The sequence below is a fragment of the Ruegeria sp. HKCCD3925 genome (assembly GCF_057221175.1).
Map to the genome: position 1 here is coordinate 1 of NZ_JBWVBI010000005.1, position 23,764 is coordinate 23,764.

The 23,764-nt window shown below is 56.6% G+C and carries 23 protein-coding genes; 10 read left to right on the top strand and 13 right to left on the bottom strand.

Annotated features, from left to right (window positions below; genetic code table 11):
* Positions 1-406: 406 nt before the first annotated feature.
* Genes AC2TEM_RS12670 through AC2TEM_RS12690 form a run of 5 tightly spaced genes read right to left on the bottom strand, consistent with a single transcriptional unit; the run spans position 407 to position 3,289 of the window.
* Positions 407-1,462, bottom strand: coding sequence for a TonB family protein (locus AC2TEM_RS12670; protein ID WP_170423252.1), 1,056 nt, complete (start codon positions 1,460-1,462; stop codon positions 407-409).
* On the bottom strand, positions 1,459-1,836 hold the full coding sequence (locus AC2TEM_RS12675; RefSeq protein ID WP_170423254.1) for an ExbD/TolR family protein: 378 nt from the start codon (positions 1,834-1,836) through the stop codon (positions 1,459-1,461). Before AC2TEM_RS12675 ends, AC2TEM_RS12670 begins: the two co-directional genes overlap by 4 nt.
* Before the next feature lie 4 nt (positions 1,837-1,840).
* Positions 1,841-2,173, bottom strand: a complete 333-nt coding sequence (locus AC2TEM_RS12680; protein WP_480790636.1) for an ExbD/TolR family protein — start codon at positions 2,171-2,173, stop codon at positions 1,841-1,843.
* Between the two features lie 25 nt (positions 2,174-2,198).
* Positions 2,199-2,861 (bottom strand): MotA/TolQ/ExbB proton channel family protein, encoded by a 663-nt coding sequence (locus tag AC2TEM_RS12685; protein ID WP_170423256.1) that lies wholly within the window; start codon positions 2,859-2,861, stop codon positions 2,199-2,201.
* A complete protein-coding gene (locus AC2TEM_RS12690; RefSeq protein ID WP_170423258.1) occupies positions 2,858-3,289 on the bottom strand; it encodes a hypothetical protein in 432 nt (143 codons plus the stop codon). Before AC2TEM_RS12690 ends, AC2TEM_RS12685 begins: the two co-directional genes overlap by 4 nt.
* A gap of 272 nt (positions 3,290-3,561) precedes the next feature.
* Between AC2TEM_RS12690 and AC2TEM_RS12695 the strand changes: the two genes are divergently transcribed.
* Positions 3,562-4,668, top strand: a complete 1,107-nt coding sequence (locus tag AC2TEM_RS12695; protein WP_170395124.1) for a saccharopine dehydrogenase NADP-binding domain-containing protein — start codon at positions 3,562-3,564, stop codon at positions 4,666-4,668.
* Between the two features lie 3 nt (positions 4,669-4,671).
* A complete protein-coding gene (amaB, locus tag AC2TEM_RS12700) occupies positions 4,672-6,183 on the top strand; it encodes an L-piperidine-6-carboxylate dehydrogenase (protein ID WP_480790637.1) in 1,512 nt (503 codons plus the stop codon).
* A gap of 38 nt (positions 6,184-6,221) precedes the next feature.
* On the opposite strand, the gene AC2TEM_RS12705 is transcribed toward amaB, so the two are convergent.
* On the bottom strand, positions 6,222-7,799 hold the full coding sequence (locus AC2TEM_RS12705; protein ID WP_170423260.1) for a DUF5928 domain-containing protein: 1,578 nt from the start codon (positions 7,797-7,799) through the stop codon (positions 6,222-6,224).
* 140 nt (positions 7,800-7,939) lie between these two features.
* Between AC2TEM_RS12705 and AC2TEM_RS12710 the strand changes: the two genes are divergently transcribed.
* Entirely contained in the window at positions 7,940-8,758 is an 819-nt protein-coding gene (locus AC2TEM_RS12710) for a sulfotransferase family protein (RefSeq protein WP_170423261.1), read from the top strand.
* A 170-nt stretch (positions 8,759-8,928) separates the two neighbouring features.
* Here AC2TEM_RS12710 and ilvD read toward each other — a convergent pair whose 3' ends face one another.
* Positions 8,929-10,761 carry a dihydroxy-acid dehydratase gene (ilvD, locus tag AC2TEM_RS12715; RefSeq protein ID WP_170408716.1) on the bottom strand — a complete coding sequence of 611 codons (1,833 nt, stop codon included), beginning with the start codon at positions 10,759-10,761 and terminating at the stop codon, positions 8,929-8,931.
* A gap of 104 nt (positions 10,762-10,865) precedes the next feature.
* Between ilvD and AC2TEM_RS12720 the strand changes: the two genes are divergently transcribed.
* From AC2TEM_RS12720 to AC2TEM_RS12735, 4 genes are all read left to right on the top strand, one after another.
* Positions 10,866-11,423 carry an XRE family transcriptional regulator gene (locus AC2TEM_RS12720; RefSeq protein ID WP_170423263.1) on the top strand — a complete coding sequence of 186 codons (558 nt, stop codon included), beginning with the start codon at positions 10,866-10,868 and terminating at the stop codon, positions 11,421-11,423.
* A 14-nt stretch (positions 11,424-11,437) separates the two neighbouring features.
* The gene (locus AC2TEM_RS12725) at positions 11,438-11,707 is read left to right on the top strand and encodes a CBU_0592 family membrane protein (RefSeq protein ID WP_170395139.1); all 270 of its coding nucleotides are present in this window, start codon (positions 11,438-11,440) and stop codon (positions 11,705-11,707) included.
* Positions 11,708-11,800: 93 nt separating this feature from the next.
* Positions 11,801-12,655: a 3-mercaptopyruvate sulfurtransferase gene (gene sseA, locus AC2TEM_RS12730; RefSeq protein ID WP_170423265.1), complete on the top strand. Its 855-nt coding sequence runs from the start codon at positions 11,801-11,803 to the stop codon at positions 12,653-12,655.
* On the top strand, positions 12,655-13,839 hold the full coding sequence (locus AC2TEM_RS12735; RefSeq protein WP_170664331.1) for an amino acid aminotransferase: 1,185 nt from the start codon (positions 12,655-12,657) through the stop codon (positions 13,837-13,839). Before sseA ends, AC2TEM_RS12735 begins: the two co-directional genes overlap by 1 nt.
* Before the next feature lie 70 nt (positions 13,840-13,909).
* Here the strand turns inward: AC2TEM_RS12735 and AC2TEM_RS12740 are convergent, their stop codons facing one another.
* Together AC2TEM_RS12740 and AC2TEM_RS12745 are read right to left on the bottom strand one after the other, a co-directional pair.
* Positions 13,910-15,232, bottom strand: coding sequence for an ammonium transporter (locus AC2TEM_RS12740; RefSeq protein WP_170395150.1), 1,323 nt, complete (start codon positions 15,230-15,232; stop codon positions 13,910-13,912).
* A gap of 33 nt (positions 15,233-15,265) precedes the next feature.
* On the bottom strand, positions 15,266-15,604 hold the full coding sequence (locus AC2TEM_RS12745; RefSeq protein ID WP_039541190.1) for a P-II family nitrogen regulator: 339 nt from the start codon (positions 15,602-15,604) through the stop codon (positions 15,266-15,268).
* Between the two features lie 257 nt (positions 15,605-15,861).
* Between AC2TEM_RS12745 and AC2TEM_RS12750 the strand changes: the two genes are divergently transcribed.
* On the top strand, positions 15,862-18,048 hold the full coding sequence (locus AC2TEM_RS12750) for a transglycosylase domain-containing protein (RefSeq protein ID WP_480856230.1): 2,187 nt from the start codon (positions 15,862-15,864) through the stop codon (positions 18,046-18,048).
* A gap of 57 nt (positions 18,049-18,105) precedes the next feature.
* On the opposite strand, the gene leuB is transcribed toward AC2TEM_RS12750, so the two are convergent.
* Positions 18,106-19,209: a 3-isopropylmalate dehydrogenase gene (gene leuB / locus AC2TEM_RS12755; RefSeq protein ID WP_170515495.1), complete on the bottom strand. Its 1,104-nt coding sequence runs from the start codon at positions 19,207-19,209 to the stop codon at positions 18,106-18,108.
* Between the two features lie 91 nt (positions 19,210-19,300).
* Between leuB and AC2TEM_RS12760 the strand changes: the two genes are divergently transcribed.
* On the top strand, positions 19,301-19,828 hold the full coding sequence (locus AC2TEM_RS12760) for a redoxin domain-containing protein (protein ID WP_480856231.1): 528 nt from the start codon (positions 19,301-19,303) through the stop codon (positions 19,826-19,828).
* Between the two features lie 6 nt (positions 19,829-19,834).
* Here AC2TEM_RS12760 and AC2TEM_RS12765 read toward each other — a convergent pair whose 3' ends face one another.
* Positions 19,835-20,728 (bottom strand): LysR family transcriptional regulator, encoded by an 894-nt coding sequence (locus AC2TEM_RS12765; protein WP_170395159.1) that lies wholly within the window; start codon positions 20,726-20,728, stop codon positions 19,835-19,837.
* An 83-nt stretch (positions 20,729-20,811) separates the two neighbouring features.
* On the opposite strand from AC2TEM_RS12765, the gene AC2TEM_RS12770 reads away from it, so the two are divergent.
* On the top strand, positions 20,812-21,717 hold the full coding sequence (locus AC2TEM_RS12770) for a sugar nucleotide-binding protein (RefSeq protein WP_170423274.1): 906 nt from the start codon (positions 20,812-20,814) through the stop codon (positions 21,715-21,717).
* A gap of 7 nt (positions 21,718-21,724) precedes the next feature.
* Here AC2TEM_RS12770 and AC2TEM_RS12775 read toward each other — a convergent pair whose 3' ends face one another.
* Both AC2TEM_RS12775 and AC2TEM_RS12780 read right to left on the bottom strand, forming a co-directional pair.
* The gene (locus tag AC2TEM_RS12775) at positions 21,725-22,747 is read right to left on the bottom strand and encodes an endonuclease/exonuclease/phosphatase family protein (protein WP_480856232.1); all 1,023 of its coding nucleotides are present in this window, start codon (positions 22,745-22,747) and stop codon (positions 21,725-21,727) included.
* Positions 22,744-23,574: a hypothetical protein gene (locus AC2TEM_RS12780; protein ID WP_170395166.1), complete on the bottom strand. Its 831-nt coding sequence runs from the start codon at positions 23,572-23,574 to the stop codon at positions 22,744-22,746. Before AC2TEM_RS12780 ends, AC2TEM_RS12775 begins: the two co-directional genes overlap by 4 nt.
* Between the last annotated feature and the right edge of the window lie 190 nt (positions 23,575-23,764).

Sequence of the window (23,764 nt, forward strand, 5' to 3'; positions counted from 1 at the left end):
TCCTGCTCCCGCAACCAACTTTAGAAAATCCCAGAGCAGCCCGTGCAGACTACAAACAGTCCACCGGACTGTTCGATTAACGATCAAACCTCGTCAGGCTCATAACATGAAGGCCGTAGGTTCAAATCCTACTCCCGCAAACAAAAACATCGTGCAACATCAGATGTTTACGCACCGCCCTAGGGCGGTGTTCCTATTTGCGCCAACACTTCTAGAAGCACTGTGGAAGCAACGATAGGAAACTTCTTTTCGTAACTAGCCACTTACCCCCTCAGCTCTTTTTTGCCTATTTCTGCGCTTCGCCCATGGTGATCTTGCCGTGACGACCGATCGAAATCCTCTCGCTGGAGCGTGTTGAAGCATTCAGGGAACGATCAACTGGTTCGGCGAACTGCCGTCTTTGGTATCAACTATTCTGGTAATAAAACGATAGCCTGCGGCTTGACCCGCTTGGTGGGCGGGGAAATGGAGCGGCGCGGATGACTTGATCTCTGGCGGCGCGTTCGATTTCGGGTGAGCCAGAGCTATCGACGATATCAACCCACGCCAGTGATCCATCCGGACTGATTTCAAAGAATACCTGCGCAAACCCGCGGACCGGGACATAGACGACGGGCGTTTGATTGAGGTGGACCAGGACTTGTCCGGCATAGTTCGTGGTATCGGAGTTTCCAACGCCGCGACCCGAGGATTGATTTCGGCCACTGCTGGCTCGGAACGGGTCAGCCCCTTCCTTTTGATAAAGGCTAAGCGGCGACTCCAATGTCTGCGTAGGGTTGCGCAAGTTATCGAAGTTACTGAACCCATCAAGTGATTTTGGTGTTTCAGTTGATGGCCTTCTGTCCGGGAGGCGGGGGCGTTTGGAAACAGATACGGCCTGATCGGAGGGCGCGGCTTGTTCTTCTGGTGGCTCGTTTGTTGGCTCATCGACCGAACTTGGGATTTCTGGTTCGACTGCCGTACTCTCGAGTGGAGGGACCGGCGCTGTTGAGCCGTCTGTGGGCGGTAAAGCTGCCAAGCGCTCGGGTTCCGGGTCGACCGCTGGCGTTACGGCGGTATCTGCGTCTGTGGCTGGTTCCGGATTGGACGGGGCGACCGGTTCGGTCGGCACCTCTTCCTGTAGCTCTGATCGTGGGGCGACGGGCGCTCCGACATCGGGTGAAGATACCTGCTGAGGATTGGGGGAAGCGACGAGTGTTTCGCTGATCGGGATGTCGGCAGTATTGGGCTTAATAGTGTCTTCAACCGGGGGCTCGGGTGTTTCAGCAGATTCCGGTTGGACCGGGTCTGTCGTGTCTTCGGTGAATTCTTCGAATGTGTTGCCAAGCTCGATCAAACTGATCGTTTCCTCATTGGCTCGCAGTTCTGGCAGGCTGGACCCATACAAGCTGATCCCAAAGATATGCAGGATAAGCGAAAGCACACCCGCCAACGCAGCGATGGCTGCTGACTTCCGGATCATTTCAAAGCCTGCTGGGTCACAAGGAAAACAGAAGGCGCGCCATACCGCCGAAGGGCACCGGTTACCTCCATCAATCGTTGGCCTGAAACATTGCGGTCGGGGACAATCCTGACGGGCCCGTCATCATGGCTGGCCATAAAAGCCTCGGGATCGGTTTGCACTCCGCGAAAGCTGAGGATGCCATCGGCGTTCAAGACAAGCGCATCGGGAGGGTCGCGGCCTTCTAGTTCCGATGTGTCGACAAGCTGAAGCTCTGGATCAAGCGGTGGTGCCAGGGTGCCCGCAATCAGAAAGAAGATCAGCATCAGAAAGACGACGTTGATCAGAGGGATGGTCGAGTCTCGTTTGCGGATTGGGCGACCAAAGCGGACCATCGGTCTACTCCAACACCGTGACGGTCAAGCCATCGCGGCCACGCAGCCTGGTCAGCAAATCCACAAGCCGTTGGGCGGACGTATCGGCATCAAGGCTCACCAGAGCCTGACCAGTCCCTATCTGCGCCGGCAGTTCATCCAGCGTCAGCGTTTCGCCATTCAAAGTCACGCGCTCCGCACCGATCTGAATGAAAATTCTCTCCACCGGCTCAGCCGAGGCTAATGCTCCTGAGGTTGCGCTGCTGATTTCGATTTCCGCGAACTTTGAGAAAGTTGAAGACAACATGAAAAACAGCAACAGCAAGAAGATGACATCGATGAGCGGGGTCATCGACATCGGGCGTCTTACAAAGGGCGCCGTGTTACGCATGTTCAGCGTTCAGAATCTCGGTCCTGCCTGAGGCGGGCTGGTTCGAGTTGTTCGGGACCAGAACCGTGCGCAGTGCTTTGTCCGCAAACACCCGTTCCCGGGCAGTTCGGCTTTCAAACCAAGACAAGACCATTGAAGTCGGCATTGCCACCGCAAGGCCAACGGCTGTTGTTACCAGAGCAACCCAGATGCCACCTGCCAACAATGAGGGATCGACAGAAGACCCGGCAGACTGAAGGCTTTGGAATGCATTGATCATTCCCAAAACTGTTCCGAACAATCCAAGCAGGGGTGCAAGCTGGGCGACCGTATCCAAAAGCCGAAATCCGCGCTCCAGCCCGGCCAGGGCCAATCCAGCTTCGGCATCCAGTCGAGCGTCCAGATCAGGAGTGTCCGGCGCGTCCATGGCGGCTTCGACAAGCGGTGCAAGATAGCTGCTGCTCTGTGCGAGGCGCGCGCGTGCAGTGGCTCGATCTCCAGCATCCCAGGCCTGCAGCGCTTGTGACAGAACCTTGTGCCGCCCTACGCCACAGGCTGCGAACTGCCAAAGCTTGTAAAGAGTAACTGCTACGGTCAGGACCGACATGACAATAAGGATAGCCACAACGGGCCCGCCAAGGGTCAGGATCTCTCGAAGAGAAGAGAGAATATTCATCCAAGCAACTCCACTTCAATCCGGCTGCTGAGCGTTAGGGTCGATTGACAGATGTCGCTCTGGGAGCCTTTTACCACGCATGAACTCGCGCCATTGATCAATGCGCGCCCAACAGTCGTGCAAGACATCTCTGGCAGATCGAACTGACGGACACGTGGGCGATCCAAAGGTAAGTCGCGAAAATCAAAAAGCGAGAGGGTAACGACACTGCCTTCGGTGTCAAATATCACCGTCTCGAATACGGCTTCATCGATAGTGGCTCCGGATTGGTTGGTCACCAGAAAGGTCAATCTGCAGGCACTACCAACGTCTTCCAAGGCATTGAGCTCTAACGAAATCTCTACGGCAGGTGCCTCAGCGGATTGGGCCAGAGCTGCAAAAGGAAGCAGGCATGCGAAACAGGTAAGCAGGACACGGAGAGATCTCATTGAAGGCACCTATATGCTTGGGCGAACCGCGATTGCCCGCGTTGTATAGCCGACAATGGTCCTCTCATACCTGATAGTACAATCACTTCAAAGGAGCGCTGAAACGATTGTGAATTCGACCATGTTCGAAGTCATATTCGAGTAAGTTATTTAGCAAAGTGACGTATAATATGGCAAAATGACGGAATATTACCTCATTTCGTCAAGATACGATCTGCAATCCGAACAAGTCGCCCTTCATAATCAAAAGAAACACAGAATGGAGGCGCGTTTTGAGCTGGAATATTTGCGTAGTCGGGGCGGGGAAGATCGGTCAGATGATCGCGACTTTGCTGAAAACCTCGGCACATTACACGGTGACTGTTGCCGATCACGATCTTGCGGCCCTGTCAGCATTCAAGAAACGGGGCATTTCTACGCGGCAGATTGATGCCAGCGATAGCGCGGGCTTGGAGAAAGGCCTTAAAGGGTTTGATGCGGTGATCTCTGCCGCGCCGTTCTTTCTGACACCGGCGATTGCGAGCGCGGCCAAAACTGTTGGGGCGCATTACTTTGACCTGACCGAAGATGTCGCCGCCACCAACGCGGTGCGCGAGCTGGCGCAGAACAGCGAGACGGCATTTATGCCGCAATGCGGGTTGGCCCCCGGGTTTGTCGGGATTGCGGGCGCTGCGCTGGCGGCCGAGTTCGATGAAATCGACAGCCTGCATATGCGGGTCGGGGCGTTACCGCTCTATCCGACCAACGCGTTGAAATATAACCTGACTTGGTCAACTGATGGGCTAATCAACGAATACTGCAATCCATGTGATGCCATTGTGAATGGCGAGAGGGTCAAGACCGCCCCCCTCGAAGATTATGAGCTGATCGGCCATGACGGAGTCGAGTACGAGTGCTTCAATACATCGGGCGGGCTGGGCACCTTGCCCGAGACGCTAGACGGTAAGGCGAAGGCGGTATCCTATCGCTCGATCCGCTATCCGGGCCATCGGGATATCTTGCGCTTGTTGCTCAGTGACCTGGGACTAGAGCGTCGCCGCGATCTGCTGAAAGAGATTTTTGAAACGGCCTTGCCGCGTACGGATCAAGATGTCGTGTTGGTCTATTGCACGGCAAAGGGCATCGTTGACGGCACGTTGCGTGAGAAATCCCTGATCAACAAATCCTTTGCGCGCACCATCGATGGACAAGTCTGGAGTGCGATCCAAGTAACCACTGCGGCAGGTGTATTGGGTGTCGTCGATCTGATGCGGACAGGGGTTCTGCCCTCGAAAGGCTTTGTTCGGCAAGAGCAGGTAAAGCTTGCCGATTTCCTGAACACCGAATTTGGCCGGCTTTATCGCGCCGGTGACGTTACCGAACAAAACAAGGCGGCTTGAGATATGAAAGACATTATAATGACTGCTGAAACCACGCTTGCGAATTTGGACCTGACTGCAGCTGAGCTTAGCGGCGGGTCGCTGCGGGTGACCTCTCCGATAGATGGCAGCCTGTTGGCCGAGGTTCACGAAACTCCGGTTTCCGAGATGGGGGCCATCTTTGCCCGCTCGAAAGCGGCGTTCAAGGAATGGCGCGTTGTGCCGGCTCCGCGCCGGGGTGAGTTGATCCGACTGCTGGGCGAAGAGCTGCGGGCCGCCAAGGACGACCTTGGCGCGCTTGTCAGTTGGGAGGCAGGAAAGATCACCTCGGAAGGTCTGGGCGAAGTGCAGGAGATGATCGACATCTGCGATTTTGCTGTTGGTCTATCGCGGCAGCTTTATGGTCTGACCATTGCTTCGGAACGCCCGGGTCACCGGATGATGGAAACGTGGCATCCGGCGGGACCGGTCGGAGTGATCTCGGCCTTTAATTTCCCCGTGGCGGTATGGTCGTGGAATGCTGCGCTGGCGCTGGTTTGCGGCGATCCGGTGATCTGGAAACCGTCCGAGAAAACGCCTCTGACCGCGTTGGCTTGCCAGAAAATCTTTGAGCGGGCATTGGCCCGGTTTGGTGACGCCCCCGAGGGGCTATTGCAGACCCTGATCGGTGGTGCCGACCTGGGTGAGGCGCTGGTTGCCAGCGAGGATGTGCCGATCATTTCAGCCACCGGCTCGACCCGGATGGGCCGCGCGGTTGCGCCGATCGTGGCGCAGCGCTTTGGCAAGTGTATTCTGGAACTCGGCGGCAATAACGCGATGATCGTTGGGCCGTCGGCGGATCTGGAAATGGCGGTGCGCGCGATTGTATTCTCGGCTGTGGGAACGGCAGGGCAGCGCTGTACGACACTGCGGCGGTTGATTGTACACAACTCGATCCGCGAGGAACTGGTTGGGCGTCTGAAGAAAGCCTATGCAGGTCTGCCCATCGGTAATCCGTTGACCGAGGGTACGTTGATTGGGCCGTTGGTGGATGAAGCTTCGGGCAATGCGATGACCGCAGCGCTTGAGTCAGCAAAGGCCGAGGGTGGTGCCGTGTTCGGAGGTCAGCGCGTGACCGATGGTGTGCCGGGCGGTGTTTATATGCAACCGGCCATCGTTGAGATGCCGGGCCAGACCGCGACTGTGAAGGCCGAGACCTTTGCTCCGATCCTTTACGTCATGGGCTATGACGATTTTGCCGAGGCGATCGAGATTCAGAACGACGTGCCACAGGGCTTGTCGTCCTGCGTTTTTACACTGAACATGCGCGAAGCTGAGCAATTCCTGACAGCGGCCGGGTCGGATTGCGGGATTGCCAATGTGAACATCGGCCCGTCCGGGGCCGAGATCGGTGGCGCATTTGGTGGCGAGAAGGAAACCGGCGGCGGGCGCGAAAGCGGATCAGATGCCTGGAAAGCCTACATGCGCCGTCAGACCAACACGGTAAACTATTCGGCCGAGTTGCCATTGGCGCAAGGTGTCAAATTCGACATCTGAACTCGAATGTCCGGCGGCACCTGATCGTGCCGCCGGATTCAATCAGCGAACAGGTAATCCAGTTGCATGATCGCTTTGGCCTTATCGGCACTGATCCCCAGAAATTCCGCGATAATCACCTCATTCTCCGAACGTTCCGCCGCCTCACGCAAATGGAACAGCCCATCATTCTGGGTACTGCGGATCAATTCGGATTCGTAAGCCAGCGCATTGCGAAGGGTCGGTAGCAGACGTGCAAGAGAATCCTGTGAGCTGTTCTGGCCCGCAAGACCGACGCGATAGGCATGGCCGGTCAGATATTCATCTGAATAAGTACATTCGATTTCCAGAACTCGTGTTTGGGCCTGATCTGCACAGAAATCCTGAATGACGTCCAGATTGGCCGGATCTATGCAGAGTACCAGCCTGTCGCTTTGGAAATAATCGAACAACATACGTGCAACGGCCCGCCGATGGCGCGACCGCTTAATCAGGGTCGTCTCGATTCCACCCAAATCGGGCAATGGCGTATCCTGCTCATCATAGATGTATTCGATGCAGGGAATGGGGGTTTCGGATGCGATCTGGTCAACAAGCCGTTTGGCGACATGCCACTTCTTGCAAACAATCAAAAACGCCTGACGCTCGGGGCCTAACGTATTGCCGACCTCCCAAAAGCGCTGAGCGAAACGTCGTCCTACCCGACCGCGACCGGCAAGGAAGTGATACAGATTACGCCCTTCGTCCGAGATGTGGAACGTGACCCCTTCGCTGGCATAAAGCTGACCCAACCGTTCCTTCAACTCATGGGCCTCGGGGCTGATCTTGCGAGCGAACAGGTAGTTCTGCCCCAACAGCATGTCATAGTGATCATTGTAGAAGGTGACAGGCATGCCATAGTCGGAAAACATCAAAAATGTCAGTGTACGGTTTTCGATTTCCTGCTTCGGGACGAGGTGGCGAACAAGCGTCTGAAAGAACGTCTCGTCCGGAATCCAGGTGGTCGAGAAAAACCGGACCACATCGCGGCGTTGGCGCAGGAAGTCCAGAATCATCTCGACTGTGCGACGGCGCAGGCACCACCACTGGCTACCGATCTTGACCTGCAGGTCTGCAGGTATGCCGCGGGTCAGACCGAAACGCTTTTGCATTTCGTATGCGGCATAGAACAGGCGCGGCTGATTGCGTTCGTTGAAATAGTGACGATAGATCAGCCGGTCTTCTTTCATTCCGGTCTTAATCCAATTGCTTTCGAAGAAGTCATGGCTTTCGATGAAATCCATGTCGCGGTCATCAAGAAAGCTGTGCACATACTCGGCGGTTTTAATTGCCATGCAATCGCCGGACAGCATGTAAAAATGGGTGACCCTTGGGAACTGATCCACCGCCGCCTGTAATGCATGGAGCGTGGCCTGAACCAGTGACCATTCGCCCCATCCGCATTTGATCCGCTTCGTTGCAAATGTGACATTGCGGTTATCTTTCAGGGCGTCGCGTATCTGCGCATAATCCGTATCGTTGGCGCGGGCGTCAAAATGGATCGCCATACAATCGCCGGCAGCCGTCAGCTGACGTGCCTGCGCAATGATCGCGTCAGGATCTTTGTGGCACAGCAAGATATAGGCAATCTTTGCCATTTGCGTCTCGTAATTCCCCGTTTCTGCCCAATTGCAACCGTGATACTGAGGATGAGCGATTGAATAAACAGAATATTTTTGGTTCTTTGGGTCAAAATGCCGGAGTATCAATGCGATAACTGGCTAAGGAGGCGCAGTAGATGGGTTTTCCCGGAACGTGGATGACCGAAAGTCAAAGCATGGTCTACCGTGTTGTGCCGAAATGCGCCTGTTCGACGATCGGGCAAATCATGTATTTCTCGGATCATGGCAGCTTCTTTGATGGCGACATTCACGATGCCAAGGACGGAATGCACAAGTGGGCCTTTGGTGCCAGTCAGGATCCGATTGCCAGAAATGTTCAATCGCACCAGTCCTATACATTCACCTGCGTGCGTAATCCCTACACACGCATTCTCAGTTCCTTTTTTGACAAGATCTGTGGCATCCAGCGCAACGGCAAACGATATCGCGGCAATCTGGTGCCAACGCTGATTTACAACTATGGAATCGAGGTTGGCGGTGACGATGGCAAAGGCGAGTTCGATCAGATCGCCAGTTTCCGCCGGTTTCTGTTATTTGCACGTGACACGATCCGTTGGCGGCGTCCGATGGACCCCGACATTCACTGGTCGGCCATGTCTGGCCATGTCTCGACGCTGATCGCTAATGGCGGGCGATATGATCGGATTTTTTGGACCGAGAAGTTCAACGATGGGATGCAGGGTGTATTGGACAATCTTGAAACCTCGCATCCCGTGACTCTGTCCGAAATCCCGCGCTTCAACGAATCCGAAGGCCATGGGCCAAAACGCGTGCATCCGGTCGAGGATTACTTTGACGATTTGTCGATGCATCTGGTCTACGAGATCTACAAACAGGATTTTGAACTGTTCAAGTATGATTTCGAGAATCCCGCCAACAAAATGCCGACGGGTGAGATCGATCTAGATGAGATTCACGCCAAGCTGGGTGATTAAGACGCTCGAAGTGTGAGGCTCCCGCCCATCGCCAATGTCTCTTGTGAGACATCTCCTCTGGTTGGGCCCGGCGCCGCGCAATGCGCGGCGCCGGGCCCAAATTCCGAAAGTGGAATCGGCGCAGCCGATTCCATGTATCGGGTGCGGGAGTGTTCGCTTACCCGCAGTGCTTAGACCTGACGGACGGCACCTTTTGCGGCACTGGTCGTCAATTTGGCATAGGCTTTTAGCGCGGTGGACACTTTACGCTTACGTGGTGCAACGGGCTGCCAGCCCTTCTCATCCTGCTCTTCGCGCCGCGCGGCCAGGTCTTCGTCGGAGACCGCCAGATGGATGCTGCGGTTGGGGATGTCGATCTCGATTTTGTCGCCGGTTTTCACCAGCCCGATCTCGCCTCCTTCGGCGGCTTCGGGTGAGACGTGTCCAATCGACAGGCCGGACGTGCCGCCCGAGAAACGACCGTCTGTCAGCAGGGCGCAGGCTTTGCCCAGCCCTTTGGATTTCAGATATGAGGTCGGGTAGAGCATTTCCTGCATGCCCGGCCCACCGCGCGGGCCTTCGTAGCGGATGACCACCACGTCGCCTTCCTTGACCTTGCCGGTCAGAATATCATTCACTGCCTGATCCTGGCTTTCGCAGACATAAGCTGAGCCTGTGAATTTCAGGATGTTCTCATCCACACCCGCAGTTTTCACGATACAGCCGTCGCGCGCAATGTTGCCGAACAATACCGCCAGACCGCCATCCTGGCTGAATGCATGCTCTTTCGAACGGATCACGCCGCCTTCGCGGTCAGTGTCCAGCTCCTTGTAGCGGTTCGACTGGCTGAAGGCTTGTGTAGTACGCACGCCGCCGGGCGCCGCTTTGAATAGGTCCTGAGCCTTCGGGTTGTTGGCGACTTTGATGTCCCAGTTGGCAATTGCTTCGCCCATGGTGCCCGAATGCACTGTATGGCAATCCTCATGCAGCAAGCCTGCGCGGCTGAGTTCACCGAGGATCGAGAAGATGCCACCAGCGCGGTGGACGTCTTCCATGTGCACGTTTTCGATGTTGGGCGCGACTTTGCACAAACAGGGCACTTGGCGGCTCAGGCGGTCCATGTCGGACATGGTGAAATGCACTTCACCTTCGTGCGCGATGGCCAGCAAATGAAGCACCGTATTGGTCGATCCACCCATTGCGATATCCAAGCTCATGGCATTTTCGAACGCGTCGAACGTGGCGATTTCACGCGGCAGGAAGCCTTTCTCGTCTAGATCATAGTGGCGCTTGGTGATCTCGACGATGCGGCGACCGGCCTCTAGGAACAGCTCTTTCCGGTCGGCATGGGTGGCTAGAGTTGAGCCATTTCCTGGCAGCGCCAGTCCCAGTGCTTCGGCCAGACAATTCATCGAATTCGCGGTAAACATGCCCGAACACGACCCGCAAGTAGGGCAGGCGTTTTCCTCGATGTGCTGAACTTGCTCATCGGTGAAGCGATCATCCGCCGCAGCAACCATCGCGTCGACAAGGTCGATCTTCTTGGCGTCCAGATCGGCGATGTCGATCTTGCCCGCCTCCATAGGTCCACCCGAGACAAAGATCGCAGGGATGTTCAGACGCATGGCCGCCATCAACATGCCGGGCGTGATCTTGTCGCAGTTCGAGATACAGACCATAGCGTCCGCGCAGTGGGCGTTAACCATGTATTCAACAGAATCCGCAATCACCTCACGCGAGGGCAGCGAATACAGCATCCCGTCATGGCCCATGGCGATGCCGTCATCGACCGCGATGGTGTTGAACTCTTTGGCGACACCGCCAGCGGCCTCAACCTCACGCGCAACCATCTGTCCCAGGTCCTTCAGGTGGACGTGACCGGGTACAAACTGGGTGAACGAGTTGACGATGGCGATGATCGGTTTGCCGAAATCGTCGTCTCCCATACCGGTGGCGCGCCACAGGCCGCGGGCACCGGCCATGTTGCGGCCATGGGTGGAGGTTCTGGATCGGTACATTGGCATGATGCTGTATCCCTATTGCCCAAACTGCGATATTGGGTGTGTACGTTATAGCGCACGTATCATATGTACGTTATAACGCACAAGACAAATCGCAGGGCGCGGGTATGGAATCGGACGAACTAACGCTGAAACTAAGGGATGTGCGGGCGGCATCCGGGCTGAGCCTGTCAAAAGTCGCGGAACTCACCGGGGTCAGCAAAGCCATGCTGGGCCAGATCGAGCGTGGCGAATCAAGCCCGACCATCGCGACCCTGTGGAAGATCGCGAAGGGTTTCCAGCTCCCGCTGAGTGCATTGATTGGTACTGCTGCAATGCGTGACACGACAGATGCTGATGTGTTCAGTACCGTGAGATTTCCGGGAAGTATCGAAGTCAAGATTGTCTTTCCTTTTGATCCCGCACTGGGGGCCGAAACATTTCATGTCGAGTTGTCACCCAATCAAAGCCACGAATCTCCGGCCCATGCAGCAGGCGTAACCGAAGAGGTTTTTGTTCTGAGCGGAGCTTTGGACGTGCTGCGAAATGGAAACTGGGTTCCGCTGCAATCCGGTCAAGGGTTGCGATTTTCTGCGGATGTGCCGCATGGATACCGCGCTGGTGAACAGGGAGCTGCTTTTCTAAATATGCACCACTATTCGCAACCAGCGGAAGTTTCAGAATAGGAAAGCCCCATACAATGACCGCACTACTGGACAGTTTGACCGTCGTCGATGCCATCGGCTCATTCGGGGCTTTGATCGTTGTTGCGGCATATTTTGCGACCCAGATGCGAGTGATGAACTCGGAGGATCTGGCCTTTCCGCTGGTGAATCTTATCGGTTCGGTGCTGATCGTGTTCTCACTGCTGCAGAACTTCAATCTGGCGTCGATGCTGATCGAAGGCTTCTGGATCATCATCAGCGTTATTGGGATCATCCAGTATTATCGCCTGCGTCGTTTGCGATAAATCCAGTGTGGTCGGGACGCTAGCGCTATCCAGCCTTGAACCTGCATCCTGCCAAGTATAGGGAAAACCCAAGCTCGCTTAGGGGAGGCATAGATGCAGGACGATCCAAAAACCCTCGTTTCTACCGAATGGCTTGCCGCACATCTCAAGGATCCGGATCTAAGGATTCTGGATGGGTCGTGGTACCTGCCGCAGCAAGCGCGAGACGCCAAGACAGAGTATGTCGCTGCCCACATCCCTGGTGCGCGGTTCTTTGATATTGATGAGATATCCGACCATCGTTCCGACTTGCCGCATATGGCACCTCCGGTCGAGAAGTTCATGTCGCGCCTGCGCGCGATGGGCGTTGGCGATGGCCATCAGGTCGTGGTCTATGACGGTGCGGGGCTGATGTCGGCGGCGCGGGTCTGGTGGTTGTTCCGTCTGATGGGACAGGACAATATTGCCGTTCTGGATGGTGGACTGCCAAAATGGCAGTCCGAAGGGCGCGAGATCGAAGACCTGCCCCCCATTATTCGCGACCGTCATATGACGGTGCGGGTTCAGAACCACCTTGTCCGCGATGTGACGCAAGTTTCATCAGCCGCGAAGCTTGCGGATCACGAGATCATCGATGCCCGTTCGGCGGCCCGTTTCTTCGGGACCGAAGCTGAACCGCGCGAGGGGTTGCGCTCGGGTCATATCCCAGGCTCGCGCAACGTGCCTTTTGGAATGCTGTTGAACAAGAATGGCACGATGAAGTCGCCCGAAGACTGCCGCGCGGTTTTCGAAGATGCCGGCGTCGACTTATCGAAACCCGCGATCACATCCTGTGGCTCTGGTGTGACTGCCGCAATTCTCAGCCTTGCCTTGGAACGCATGGGCAAGAAAGACCACGCGCTTTATGACGGCTCCTGGGCTGAATGGGGTGCCTTCCCAACCCTGCCCGTCGCAACCGGAGAGAACTGATGTTCGAGAACCTTAAACCGCAGCCAGCAGACAAGATTCTGGCGTTGATGCAGATGTACCGCGACGACCCACGTGATCAGAAGATCGATCTGGGCGTTGGCGTCTACAAGAACGCCGAGGGGGTCACTCCGGTGATGCGCGCGGTGAAAGCAGCTGAAAAGCGTATTCTCGAAGAGCAGGAGAGCAAGGCTTATACCGGTCTGGCTGGTGATCCAGCCTTTGCGGACGCGATGATCGACTTGATCCTCGGAACTTCTGTCCCGCGTGGCAACATTGCAGCCGTAGCCACCCCTGGTGGTACCGGTGCCTGTCGTCAGGCGTTTGAGATGATCCGTATGGCCAACCCCACCGCGCGTGTTTTCGTGTCGAACCCCACATGGCCAAACCATTTGTCGATCCTGAACTATCTAGGGATCGAGACAGTCCAATACCGTTATTTCGACGGAGAATCGCGTGGCGTCGATTTCGACGGTATGATCGAGGACCTGAAAACTGCCAATGCAGGCGACGTGGTTCTTCTGCACGGCTGTTGCCACAACCCAACGGGTGCCAACTTAAATATGGTGCAATGGCAAGAGGTCGTGAACCTGATCAACGCGCGTGGCCTCGTCGCAATGATCGACATCGCCTATCAGGGCTTTGGCGACGGTCTGGAAGAAGATGCGCAGGCAACCCGTCTGGTAGCATCGTCAGTGAAGCGCTGCCTGATCGCGGCGTCTTGTTCGAAGAACTTCGGCGTCTACCGCGAACGCACCGGCCTGCTGATGGCGATCAGTGACGATCCGGCACAGACTGCACTGAACCAGTCTACGCTGGCATTTTTGAACCGCCAGAACTACTCATTCCCGCCTGATCACGGCGCGCGGGTGGTGACGACGATCCTGAATGACGATGCTCTGCGGGCAGATTGGGCGACCGAATTGGAAGATGTCCGCCTTTCCATGCTGGGCCTGCGTCAGCAACTGGCTGATGAGCTGCAGAGCCTTAGTGGATCGGATCGATTTGGATTTATCGCCCAGCATCGCGGCATGTTCTCGCGACTGGGGGCCGCGCCAGAACTGGTTGAAAAGCTGCGTGCCGATCACGGCATTTACATGGTCGGTGACAGCCGTCTGAACATCGCTGGTTTGAACGCCAATACTGTGCCCATTTTGGCGCAGGCGATTGTAGATGTCGGCGTCTGAGCGATATCTTTGAATGAAGGAAAACCCGGGCGCGAACGCCCGGGTTTTTTTGTTTTTACTTGGTTGGCTATTAGCCCTTGGAGAATTCCGGATACGCTTCCATACCCAGTTCAGCCATGTCGAGGCCGTTGATCTCGTCCTCTTCGCTAACACGGATACCTACGGTGGCCTTCAGGATCGACCAAAGGATAAGAGCAGCACCAAAGGTGAAGACCCCATAAGCAATGATGCCGGTCAGCTGCGTGATCAGGCTGGCTTCGCCATAGAAGATCACGGCGATGGTGCCCCAGATACCGGCGAACAGGTGAACCGGGATGGCGCCGACTACGTCATCGATCTTGAACTTGTCCAGCATCGGAACCGCGAAGACCACGATGATACCGCCCACAGCACCGATCCACAGAGCGCCGAACAGGGTTGGGGCCAGCGGCTCAGCAGTGATCGACACCAGTCCCGCCAGCGCGCCGTTCAGCACCATGGTCAGGTCGGGCTTTTTGTACAGCAGCTGTGTCATGATAAGGGCGGCAACGGCTCCGGATGCAGCAGCCATGTTAGTGTTGGCAAAGATGCGCGATACGTCCGAGACATCTCCTACAGTGCCCATCGCCAGCTGCGAACCACCGTTGAAGCCGAACCAACCCAGCCACAGGATAAAGGTACCCAGAGTGGCCAGAGCCAGGTTCGAACCAGGCATCGGGTGCACTTTACCGTCCTTGTACTTACCGATGCGCGGCCCAAGGATGAGGGCACCTGCCAGAGCCGCCCAGCCACCGACCGAGTGCACGATGGTCGAACCAGCGAAGTCCGAGAAGCCTGCTTCGGACAGCCAACCACCACCCCACTGCCACGAGCCCGAGATCGGGTACATGATGCCGGTTAGGACAACAACGAAGGCAAGGAAGGGCCACAATTTGATCCGTTCAGCCACCGCACCGGACACGATCGAGGCGGTCGCTGCGACAAAGACCAGTTGGAAGAAGAAATCCGAACCGATTGAGGCGTAGTCAAGCGCCGCAGCATCTGCACCGACACCCACTGGGTCAAGCACGGTGGTCGAGAAGAACGGGCCCAGCCAGCCAGAAATGGTCCAACCATCACCGGGGTACATCAGGTTGAAGCCGATCAGCCAGTACATGATCGCGGCGATTGAAAACAGCGCGATGTTTTTGGTCATCTGCATCGCGACGTTCTTTGAGCGCACCAGCCCGCCTTCGAGCATGGCAAAGCCTGCAGCCATGAAGAACACCAGGAAACCGCCCATCAGGAACAGCAGCGTGGTGAATATATATTGGGTGTGTTGCGCGGGCTCTCCGGTAGCGGCCTCTTGCGCAAGACCCATCTGCGGCAGTGCGACGATCGCAGCGGCAGGGATGAGAGATTTCATCAGGTTCATTGTTAGTCCTCGAGTGATTGTGAGTAAGCGCGCTTAAAGCGCCTCTTCGTTGGTTTCCCCGGTCCGCACGCGCAGGGCTTGCTCGACATCGAGGACGAAAATCTTGCCGTCACCGATCTTGCCGGTCTTGGCGGTTGTGGTGATGGTTTCGACGATCTGGTCGGCCATGGTGGCGGGCACCACGATCTCAAGCTTGATCTTGGGAACGAAATTCACGGCGTATTCGGCACCGCGATAAATCTCGGTGTGACCCGATTGCGAGCCAAACCCTTTGATCTCAGTCACCATCATGCCGCGCACGCCTGCATTGGTCAGTGCTTCACGCACCTCCTCAAGCTTGAACGGTTTGATTGTCGCAATGATCAGTTTCACGTCTTTCCCCTCTACTACTCCGGGCGGCCCGGCATTTTGCACCTGCAGAAAAATGCGCGACAGAGGTTCAGATGGAACGTTTTCGGAGGGTAAATGAGGGTAAAAAATCAGCAATTATGCACAATTTTTGCACAAAACACGCTATTTGGTGAAAATATAGGCAAAATTGTGAGGGGAAATACGGGTATTTCACACCTCTACATGGCCGTTCCGGCGGGGTATGGTGCCCCAAAAGCATAACCGGGCAGAGTTTGAGCATGACTGAGTCCAACCGTCGCAAATCGCGCCTTGTCGCGGATAAAAGGTACCCGACCAAAGGCCGAAAGCCTGCGGCGACCAAGCGGGCTGCAAAACCCGCTGGTAAGAAGTCGACGACCCGAAAAGCCGCTCCGCGCAAAACGGCGCGGAAGAAAACGCGGCTCAGTTCTGGTGGGAAGGGCGGTGGCATTTTCCGCCGGCTGTTCCGCTGGTTCTGGCGCATAATTTGGGGGATCAGTTGGAGGGTCGGCGCAGTGGCGGGGTTGCTGTTGGCGCTGGCGGTGGGTGTTGTTTACACCTCATTGCCGGATGTCGATGCCCTGCTTGATGGGCGGGCACGTGGTTCGGTGACCTTACTGGATCGCGACGGCAAGGTCTTTGCCTGGCGCGGCGATCAGTTTGGCGGCGTGATTACGGCGGATACAGTTTCGCCGCATCTCAAGAACGCCGTGATTGCAACCGAGGATAAACGGTTCTACCGCCATTTCGGCGTCAGCCCGCGCGGTGTCGCCAGCGCGGTACGCATCAACCTGAGCGAAGGACGTGGACCGCTGTCTGGTCACGGTGGTTCAACGATCACCCAGCAAACCGCGAAACTTCTATGCCTGGGTGTGCCTTATGAGCCCAGCGAATGGGAGTCTGAGGCTGCATATGAAGCCGATTGCCGTCAGGGTTCGCTATGGCGCAAGGCGAAAGAGGCAGTTTATGCCATTGCGATGGAGGTCAAATACTCCAAGGATGAAATTCTGACGATCTATCTGAACCGCGCCTTCCTCGGTGCGGGAGCCCGCGGCTTCGAGGCCGCCAGCCAGCGGTATTTTGGTATTTCGGCAGCCGAAGTGTCTCCGGCCGAGGCGGCAATGCTGGCAGGTCTATTGGTGGCCCCGACACGCTATGCGCCAACGAACAACCTGCAACGTTCACAAGATCGGGCACGTTTGGTGGTTGGGCTAATGGAGACTCAGGGCTATCTGAGCAGCGCGCAGGCCAGCGAGGCCCGCAGCCGTCCGGCGCAGTTGTCCGAGGCCGCTGCCGCGCGTGCTGGTGGTTACTTTGCCGATTGGGTCATGGCCAGTGGGCCTGAGTTTTTCACACGTAACACAACCGAGGACGTGGTGATCCGAACCACACTGGATCAGCGCATTCAAACGTCGGCGGAAGAGGCGCTTAAATTCATCTTCCAGGAGAAAGTGCGCGAAGGGTCCAAAGCGCAGGCCGCTATTGTGGTGATGTCAGCGGATGGCGCGGTTCGAGGTATGGTCGGTGGGCGCAAGACCCGTGTTTCGGGGGCGTTCAACCGGGCTACGCAGGCTCTGCGTCAAACGGGTTCGTCGTTCAAACCGTTTGTCTATGCGACGGCCTTGGAGTTGGGATATTCACCGTTGGACACGGTGATGGATGAACCAACGTGCTGGAACATCGCAGGTTCAGGTCAGTGGTGTCCGAAGAACTACACCAATAAGTTCTATGGCCGGGTGACATTAGCAGATGCGTTGAAGAATTCGTTGAATATTCCCGCGGTCAAGGTGGCGGATATCTCGGGGCTGGATAACGTGCGCACGGTTGCCAGTGGTTTTGGCCTTTCAAGTGATCTGGCCGAGGGCCTCGCGCTGGCGCTCGGCGCATCGGAAAGCACGCTGATAGAGATGACGGGCGCTTACGCTGGTATCCTGAACGGCGGTTCAGCGGTGGAACCCTATGGTCTGACCGAGTTGAAGCTGCTTGGTGAGACCGATCCAGTTATGATCACGACAACCGGTATTGGTGAACGCGTCATCAACGACAAGGCCGCCAAACAACTGACCTGGATGATGGAGCGTGTGGTCTCTGAAGGTACAGGCGGACGGGCAAAGCTGCCGGGCTGGCAGGTGGCGGGCAAGACCGGCACGACCCAGGCCGCACGTGATGCGTGGTTTATCGGATTTACCGCGGACTACGTTACGGGCGTTTGGATGGGGTATGATGACAATACGCCGTTGTCAGGTGTCACGGGTGGAGGCTTGCCGGCGGAGATATGGAAAGAGACCATGCTGCGCGTGACAGAAGGGATGACGCCCACGCCGTTGCCCATGTTGGTGCCGGACCCACCGGTTAGAACCGCGCAGCCGCAGCAACAGCGCCGTAAGAATCAAACCGGTTTGGACCGTGCGATCAACAACCTGCTGAACAACATCTTCGGAAACTGACCAACAAAAAAAGGCGGTGCGCTGGGCACCGCCTTTGATGTCTGAATGATCGTAAGATCAGACGCTTTCGTCTAGCGCTGCCAGAATTGCATCACCCATTTCGCTGGTCGAAACCGGCTCAACCCCTTCTTCGGCCAGCAGGTCAGCTGTGCGAACGCCGTCGGCCAGAACCTTCTCGATCGCGGTTTCCAGACGATCCGCTTCGTCGCCCTGGTCAAAGCTGTAGCGCAGTGCCATGGCGAAGCTGAGGATACACGCAATTGGGTTGGCCTTGCCTTGACCTGTAATGTCCGGGGCCGAGCCATGAACGGGTTCATACATGGCCTTAGGGCGGCCATTCGCCATCGGTGCGCCCAGCGAGGCAGACGGCAGCATGCCCAAAGACCCGGTCAGCATCGCTGCGCAATCGGATAGTACATCGCCAAACAGGTTGTCGGTGACGATCACGTCAAACTGTTTGGGCGCGCGCACAAGCTGCATCGCGCCGTTGTCTGCATACATGTGTGACAGCTCGACCTCGGGGTATTCCTGACCGACACGTGTCACGACCTCGCGCCATAGGATGCCCGATTCCATCACATTGGCTTTTTCCATCGAGCACAGTTTCTTGTTCCGGCGCATCGCCAGCTCAAACGCGGAACGTGCTGCGCGTTCGATCTCGGATTCGGTGTAGCGCTGGGTGTTGATGCCAACGCGCTCATTGCCTTCTTCAAAGATGCCGCGCGGCTCACCGAAGTAGACACCCGATGTCAGCTCGCGCACAATCATGATGTCGAGGCCAGCGACCACATCCTTCTTCAGCGAAGAGAAATCCGCCAGCGCGTCGAAGCACTGAGCTGGGCGCAGGTTGGAATACAGGTCCATTTCCTTGCGCAAACGCAGCAGTCCGCGTTCGGGTTTCAGGCTGAAATCCAGATCGTCATACTTAGGGCCGCCAACAGCTCCCAGCAGAACAGCGTCGACCTCTTGTGCCTTGGCCATGGTCTCATCCGATAGGGGCTTCCCGTGCGCATCATAGGCAGCGCCGCCGACCAGATCCTCGCTCACGTCAAATTGAAGACCGCGATTGGCGCCGAACCAATCGATGATTTTGCGCACTTCGGCCATAACTTCCGGGCCAATTCCGTCTCCGGGCAGGATGAGGAGCGAGGGGTTGGACATCGACAGTCTCCTTGCGTTTTGTCGCACAGGCCCTAGCGTTTGCGGCGCATCGGGTCAATGAGACGAACCCATCAAATCACGAGGAAACCACATGCTGACACCCGGAAATCCGGCCCCATCGCTAAAAATCGAAACAGTAGGCCATGGCACCTTTGATCTTGAGCGCGACACTGGCGAAAACGGAACGCTGGTGATTCAGTATCGCGGTCTGCATTGCCCGATCTGCGTTCGCCAAATGGGTGAGGTCGAGGCTGCGCTGGATGAATTCGCCGAGCTGGGGATTGAGGTGATCATGATCACCACGGATACCGGCGAACGTGCGGCCGAGACGGTTGAGAAGGCCGGAGTGTCGAAGCTGCGCGTAGGATACGGCCTGTCCATGGCTGACGCGCGGGATGTCTGGGGCCTGAACATCTCGGTGGCTCGTGAAGGTAGTGCCGAGCCAGCGTTGTTCGCTGAGCCAGGACATTTCTATATCAAACCTGATCAGACCCTCTATTACGTCTGGCAGCAGACAACGCCTTTTGCGCGGCCGCCGATGTCGGACATCGTCGGCGGTTTGAAATTCACCTTGGCCAATAACTATCCTGCGCGCGGCACCTATACCGGCGCGCTGTAGGCGGTTTTAAAGCCGGGCCTTCAACCCGTCGGCCAGTAAATCCCAGACTCTGCGAATGCGCGGGGTCTGTCGCATCGCCTGAGGGGCAGCCAGCCAGACCGGCAGCACCGGTATCTCGACATCAATATCTAGCACTTCGACCAGAGGATCGGACTGCGCGATGCTGAGTTGGCTGAAGCCCACCCCACACCCTGCGCGGATCAATTCCCAATAGGCAGTCTGGTTGTCGCATCGCGTGGCAAAGCTGTCCCGGCTGGCAGGCCAGCCCTTGTTCCGCATAGCGGTGATAATGTCTTCATTGGTGTCAAATCCCACAAGGTCGTGCTGCATCAGCTCTGTCGGCGTTGTTGGTCGCCCCGCACGATCCAGATAGCTTTGGGCGGCGCAGAAACATAACGGAACCTCACCGATATGCTTTGCCACGATGTCAACCTGTTCGGGCCGATACATGCGCACGGCAATATCGGCCTCGCGGAACAGCAAGTTTTCGCTGGCATCCGAGGCGACCAGATCAAGCTGAATCGCCGGTTCTGCCTCACGGATTGCGGCAAGTATCGGCGGCAACAGGTGATGCGATACAAATACCGAAGCGGTGATCCTGACCGACCCTTCCAGCTGTTGCGCCTGACCCGCTGCCGTCAGCCCCAGGGCATTGACTGCGCTGTACATCTGCTGCGCCATTGGCAGCACTTGCTGCCCCACCTCGCTGAGCGTCAGTCCACGCGCGTGACGATCAAACAGCGAGACCCCCAATTCTTCTTCCAGCGCATGCACCTGACGACCAAGCGTCGGCTGGCTGCGACCCAGTTGCTTTGCGGCTGCGGATAGTGAGCCGGTTTCGGCAACCGCCAGAAAGCTTTGAACTAAGGACCAGTCGGATAGTTGGAGTGTTTTAGCCATTCAAAAACGAATACATAATCTGCGATTTTTCGCAATTTCCAAAACATCGTGAATGAATAGATTGATCCGGAACGGAGGGATCAATGCCACAAACGGTACTTATTCTCGGGGCCACCGGTCGATTTGGACGCAACGCTGCAAGAGCCTTTTCGGATGCGGGATGGATTGTGCAAAAGTTTGATCGACGCAGGGAGGAATTGCGCGCGGCGCTACATGGAGTAGACGTCATCGTGAACGCCTGGAACCCGCTTTACCCCGACTGGGCGGAGCAGGTGCCAGAGTTGCATCGTCAGGTAATCGCCGCTGCATCAGAGCGTGACTTGACGGTCATTGTCCCGGGGAACGTTTATGTTTTCGGTGCGGATACGCCCGGCCCCTGGTCTACCAGGACACCGCATCTTGCGCGAAATCCGCTGGGACGCATTAGGATCGAGATGGAAGAGGCTTATCGTGCCTCGTCGGTTCGGACCATCATGTTGCGGGCAGGTGATTTCATAGATACCACGGCCTCTGGCAATTGGTTCGATCAGATTCTCATCAAACACTTGCGGCGCGGGCGCTTTGTGTATCCCGGCAATCCAGATATCGAGCATGCTTGGGCCTATCTGCCCGATTTAACTCGCGCTGCTGTGGAATTGGCAGAAATGCGCAGCCTGCTACCGCGTTTCTGCGATGTCCCCTATTCTGGATACACCTTGACCGGCAATGAAATGGCATTGGCGCTTTCGCAGGTTGTGGGGCGTGAGCTTACCCTCAAACAGATGGCATGGTGGCCTTTGCATCTGGCCCGCCCGTTCTGGCGTATGGCGCCTCATTTGCTTGAGATGAGGTATCTATGGAATACTTCTCACCGGCTGGACAGACGCCTCTTTGATGCTCTGCTCCCGGAATTTGCGCAGACCGACCTAAATGATGCGTTGAGGAACGCCGTGTCTGAACCTGTGCAATATGAATCCCGCCAGCGACTCGGCACAGTCATACGGTCATGATCGAAGCCTATTCGTCGAATAGATCGACCCAGACAAGCCGGTGACGGCTTGCGACGACGGCCGCGTCACGGGATGTGGGTTCCGGCCAGTAAATGCCCGCATCGTGCACACGCCAATCCGCCGAAGGTAGGACATAATCCACTCTCATCTCGCCAACGCCCTTCCACAAAACTGTTGAAGTTGACCCCGCAGGGTCAACAGGCATCGGATCCTGCAGTTGCGGATTGGCCAGAAGATCACGGATTGCCGATTTGCGGCCCTCGCCTTTGTAAGGATCCTGGTTCGCATCACCTGCGATGACAAAACGCCCCATAGGTTTCTCACCCAGATCACCGTTCAGCAAAAGCGACCAGAGCCGAATTTCATCCCTGTTGCGCAGTCCGTTCCGATCTTCAGGTCCATCAAAGACAGGCGGGCTGGCGTGAAACGTCATCAGGTTTAGGCGACCACCCGGGGTGTCGACCGGAACGACCCAATGCGATGTAGAAGACAGCCGCTGAACAGCCTGCGCTTGTGGTGATGGGAAGGGCTCTCCATCCTCGGCTGGCAGCTGGGCATTCGGCAAGTCGCGCCACCGCATCTGGGTGAATGACCGCACTTGATCGGTAGCGATAGGATAGCGGGACAGCACTGCCAGCCCATTCTGGCCGGTGAACCGCCCCCAGCCTTGTGCATCGCCCGGGCCGCCCGTCTCGCCGTCCCCATCCAGATCCAACGCGGTTTCGATCCCGGAATTGGGTTGCCCGGCGTAACTGTATTGATAATCCAAGCCGTTGCTTTTCAGCGCCTCGACCAGCGCAGCAAGGGCAAGCCCGTCTAAATCCCAATCGATGCCTTGCAGCGCGACGATATCGGGACGGGTTGTCATCAGCACCTCGATAACCGCAGCGACCTGAGGGTCGTTCCGCCGAATATCACGCGGCAACAGGCCGGGACCTTCGCGACTGAGTTCTGTATTGAAACTTGCGATGCGCAATGTCTCTGCCTGTGCCGTAAACGGCAACAGCAACAGAACCAGCAGTCGGATCATGCGATCTGAGTTGACTCGGAAGTTGAGTATGCGCGGCGCTTCTCAACGATCAGGCCGGCAATGCGCAGTGTCGCCATGCCTCGCATGATCATGCTGGCAGGCAGGAATGCCCATGCGCAAAGGGTCCAGATCAATGTCTGCGGATTGCTGAGCGCGATCGGCGTGATGAAAGCAGCCATCAGTTTGATCAGGGCGGGAATCAGGAAAGGCAGCAAAGCCCCAATTGCGATGTTGAGCCGCCCGTCACGCTGCAGACGGGTGACCACATCACCACCCTTGGTTGGGTCAAACAGCGGTAGATTGGTCCAGACGTTGAACGCGCCGTTGCCTGTTGGCCATCCCCGAAGCTTTACTGCATAGGCAAAGCTGGCGATGGTAACCAAGGCCGCGACATAAGCGACGCTGGCGGAGATACGCACCAAATCTACGAGGGGCTGGCTGGCATCGGCGGGCAGCATCAGAACCACAAGACGAACGGGGGAGTAGGGGAAATCCACCACATTCGCGACCATCAGGCCAACTGAATAAAACAGGCCGGTAAGTTCCGAGGGGGCATAGGCGTTTTTGCAGATCAGCGTCAGGAAGGTAACCATCGACATCAAACCGACAAAGCGCAGCCTGTTCACAGGTGGTGCGTCACGAAATTCGATAAAGCTTGGAAAGGCCGAGTTGTATTCCGAGAAAGTCAGGATAAACGCAAGGATCGCCAGAAAGACGACAATCTCAGTCCCATTCGACGTCGATGTAGGCAGGTACAACGCAGGGGTAAGCACCATAAGTGCTACCAATAATCCACGTATCGCCGCCCCCGTTGTGCGTGCAATCACAATCCGAACCCTTTTTCAAACCGGCGTAGTCGATTCTGTGCCGACTTATCGTCCAACTTGTGCTCACCGCTCGTTCGTTGGCGGCTACCTCATGGGTGCCAACTTTGCCGATAAGCGGTATTTCGCTCAAGCCAATGAGCAAATAACACGCAATTTCGGGCAAAATGATGGCGCAACTGGTGCGGGATTG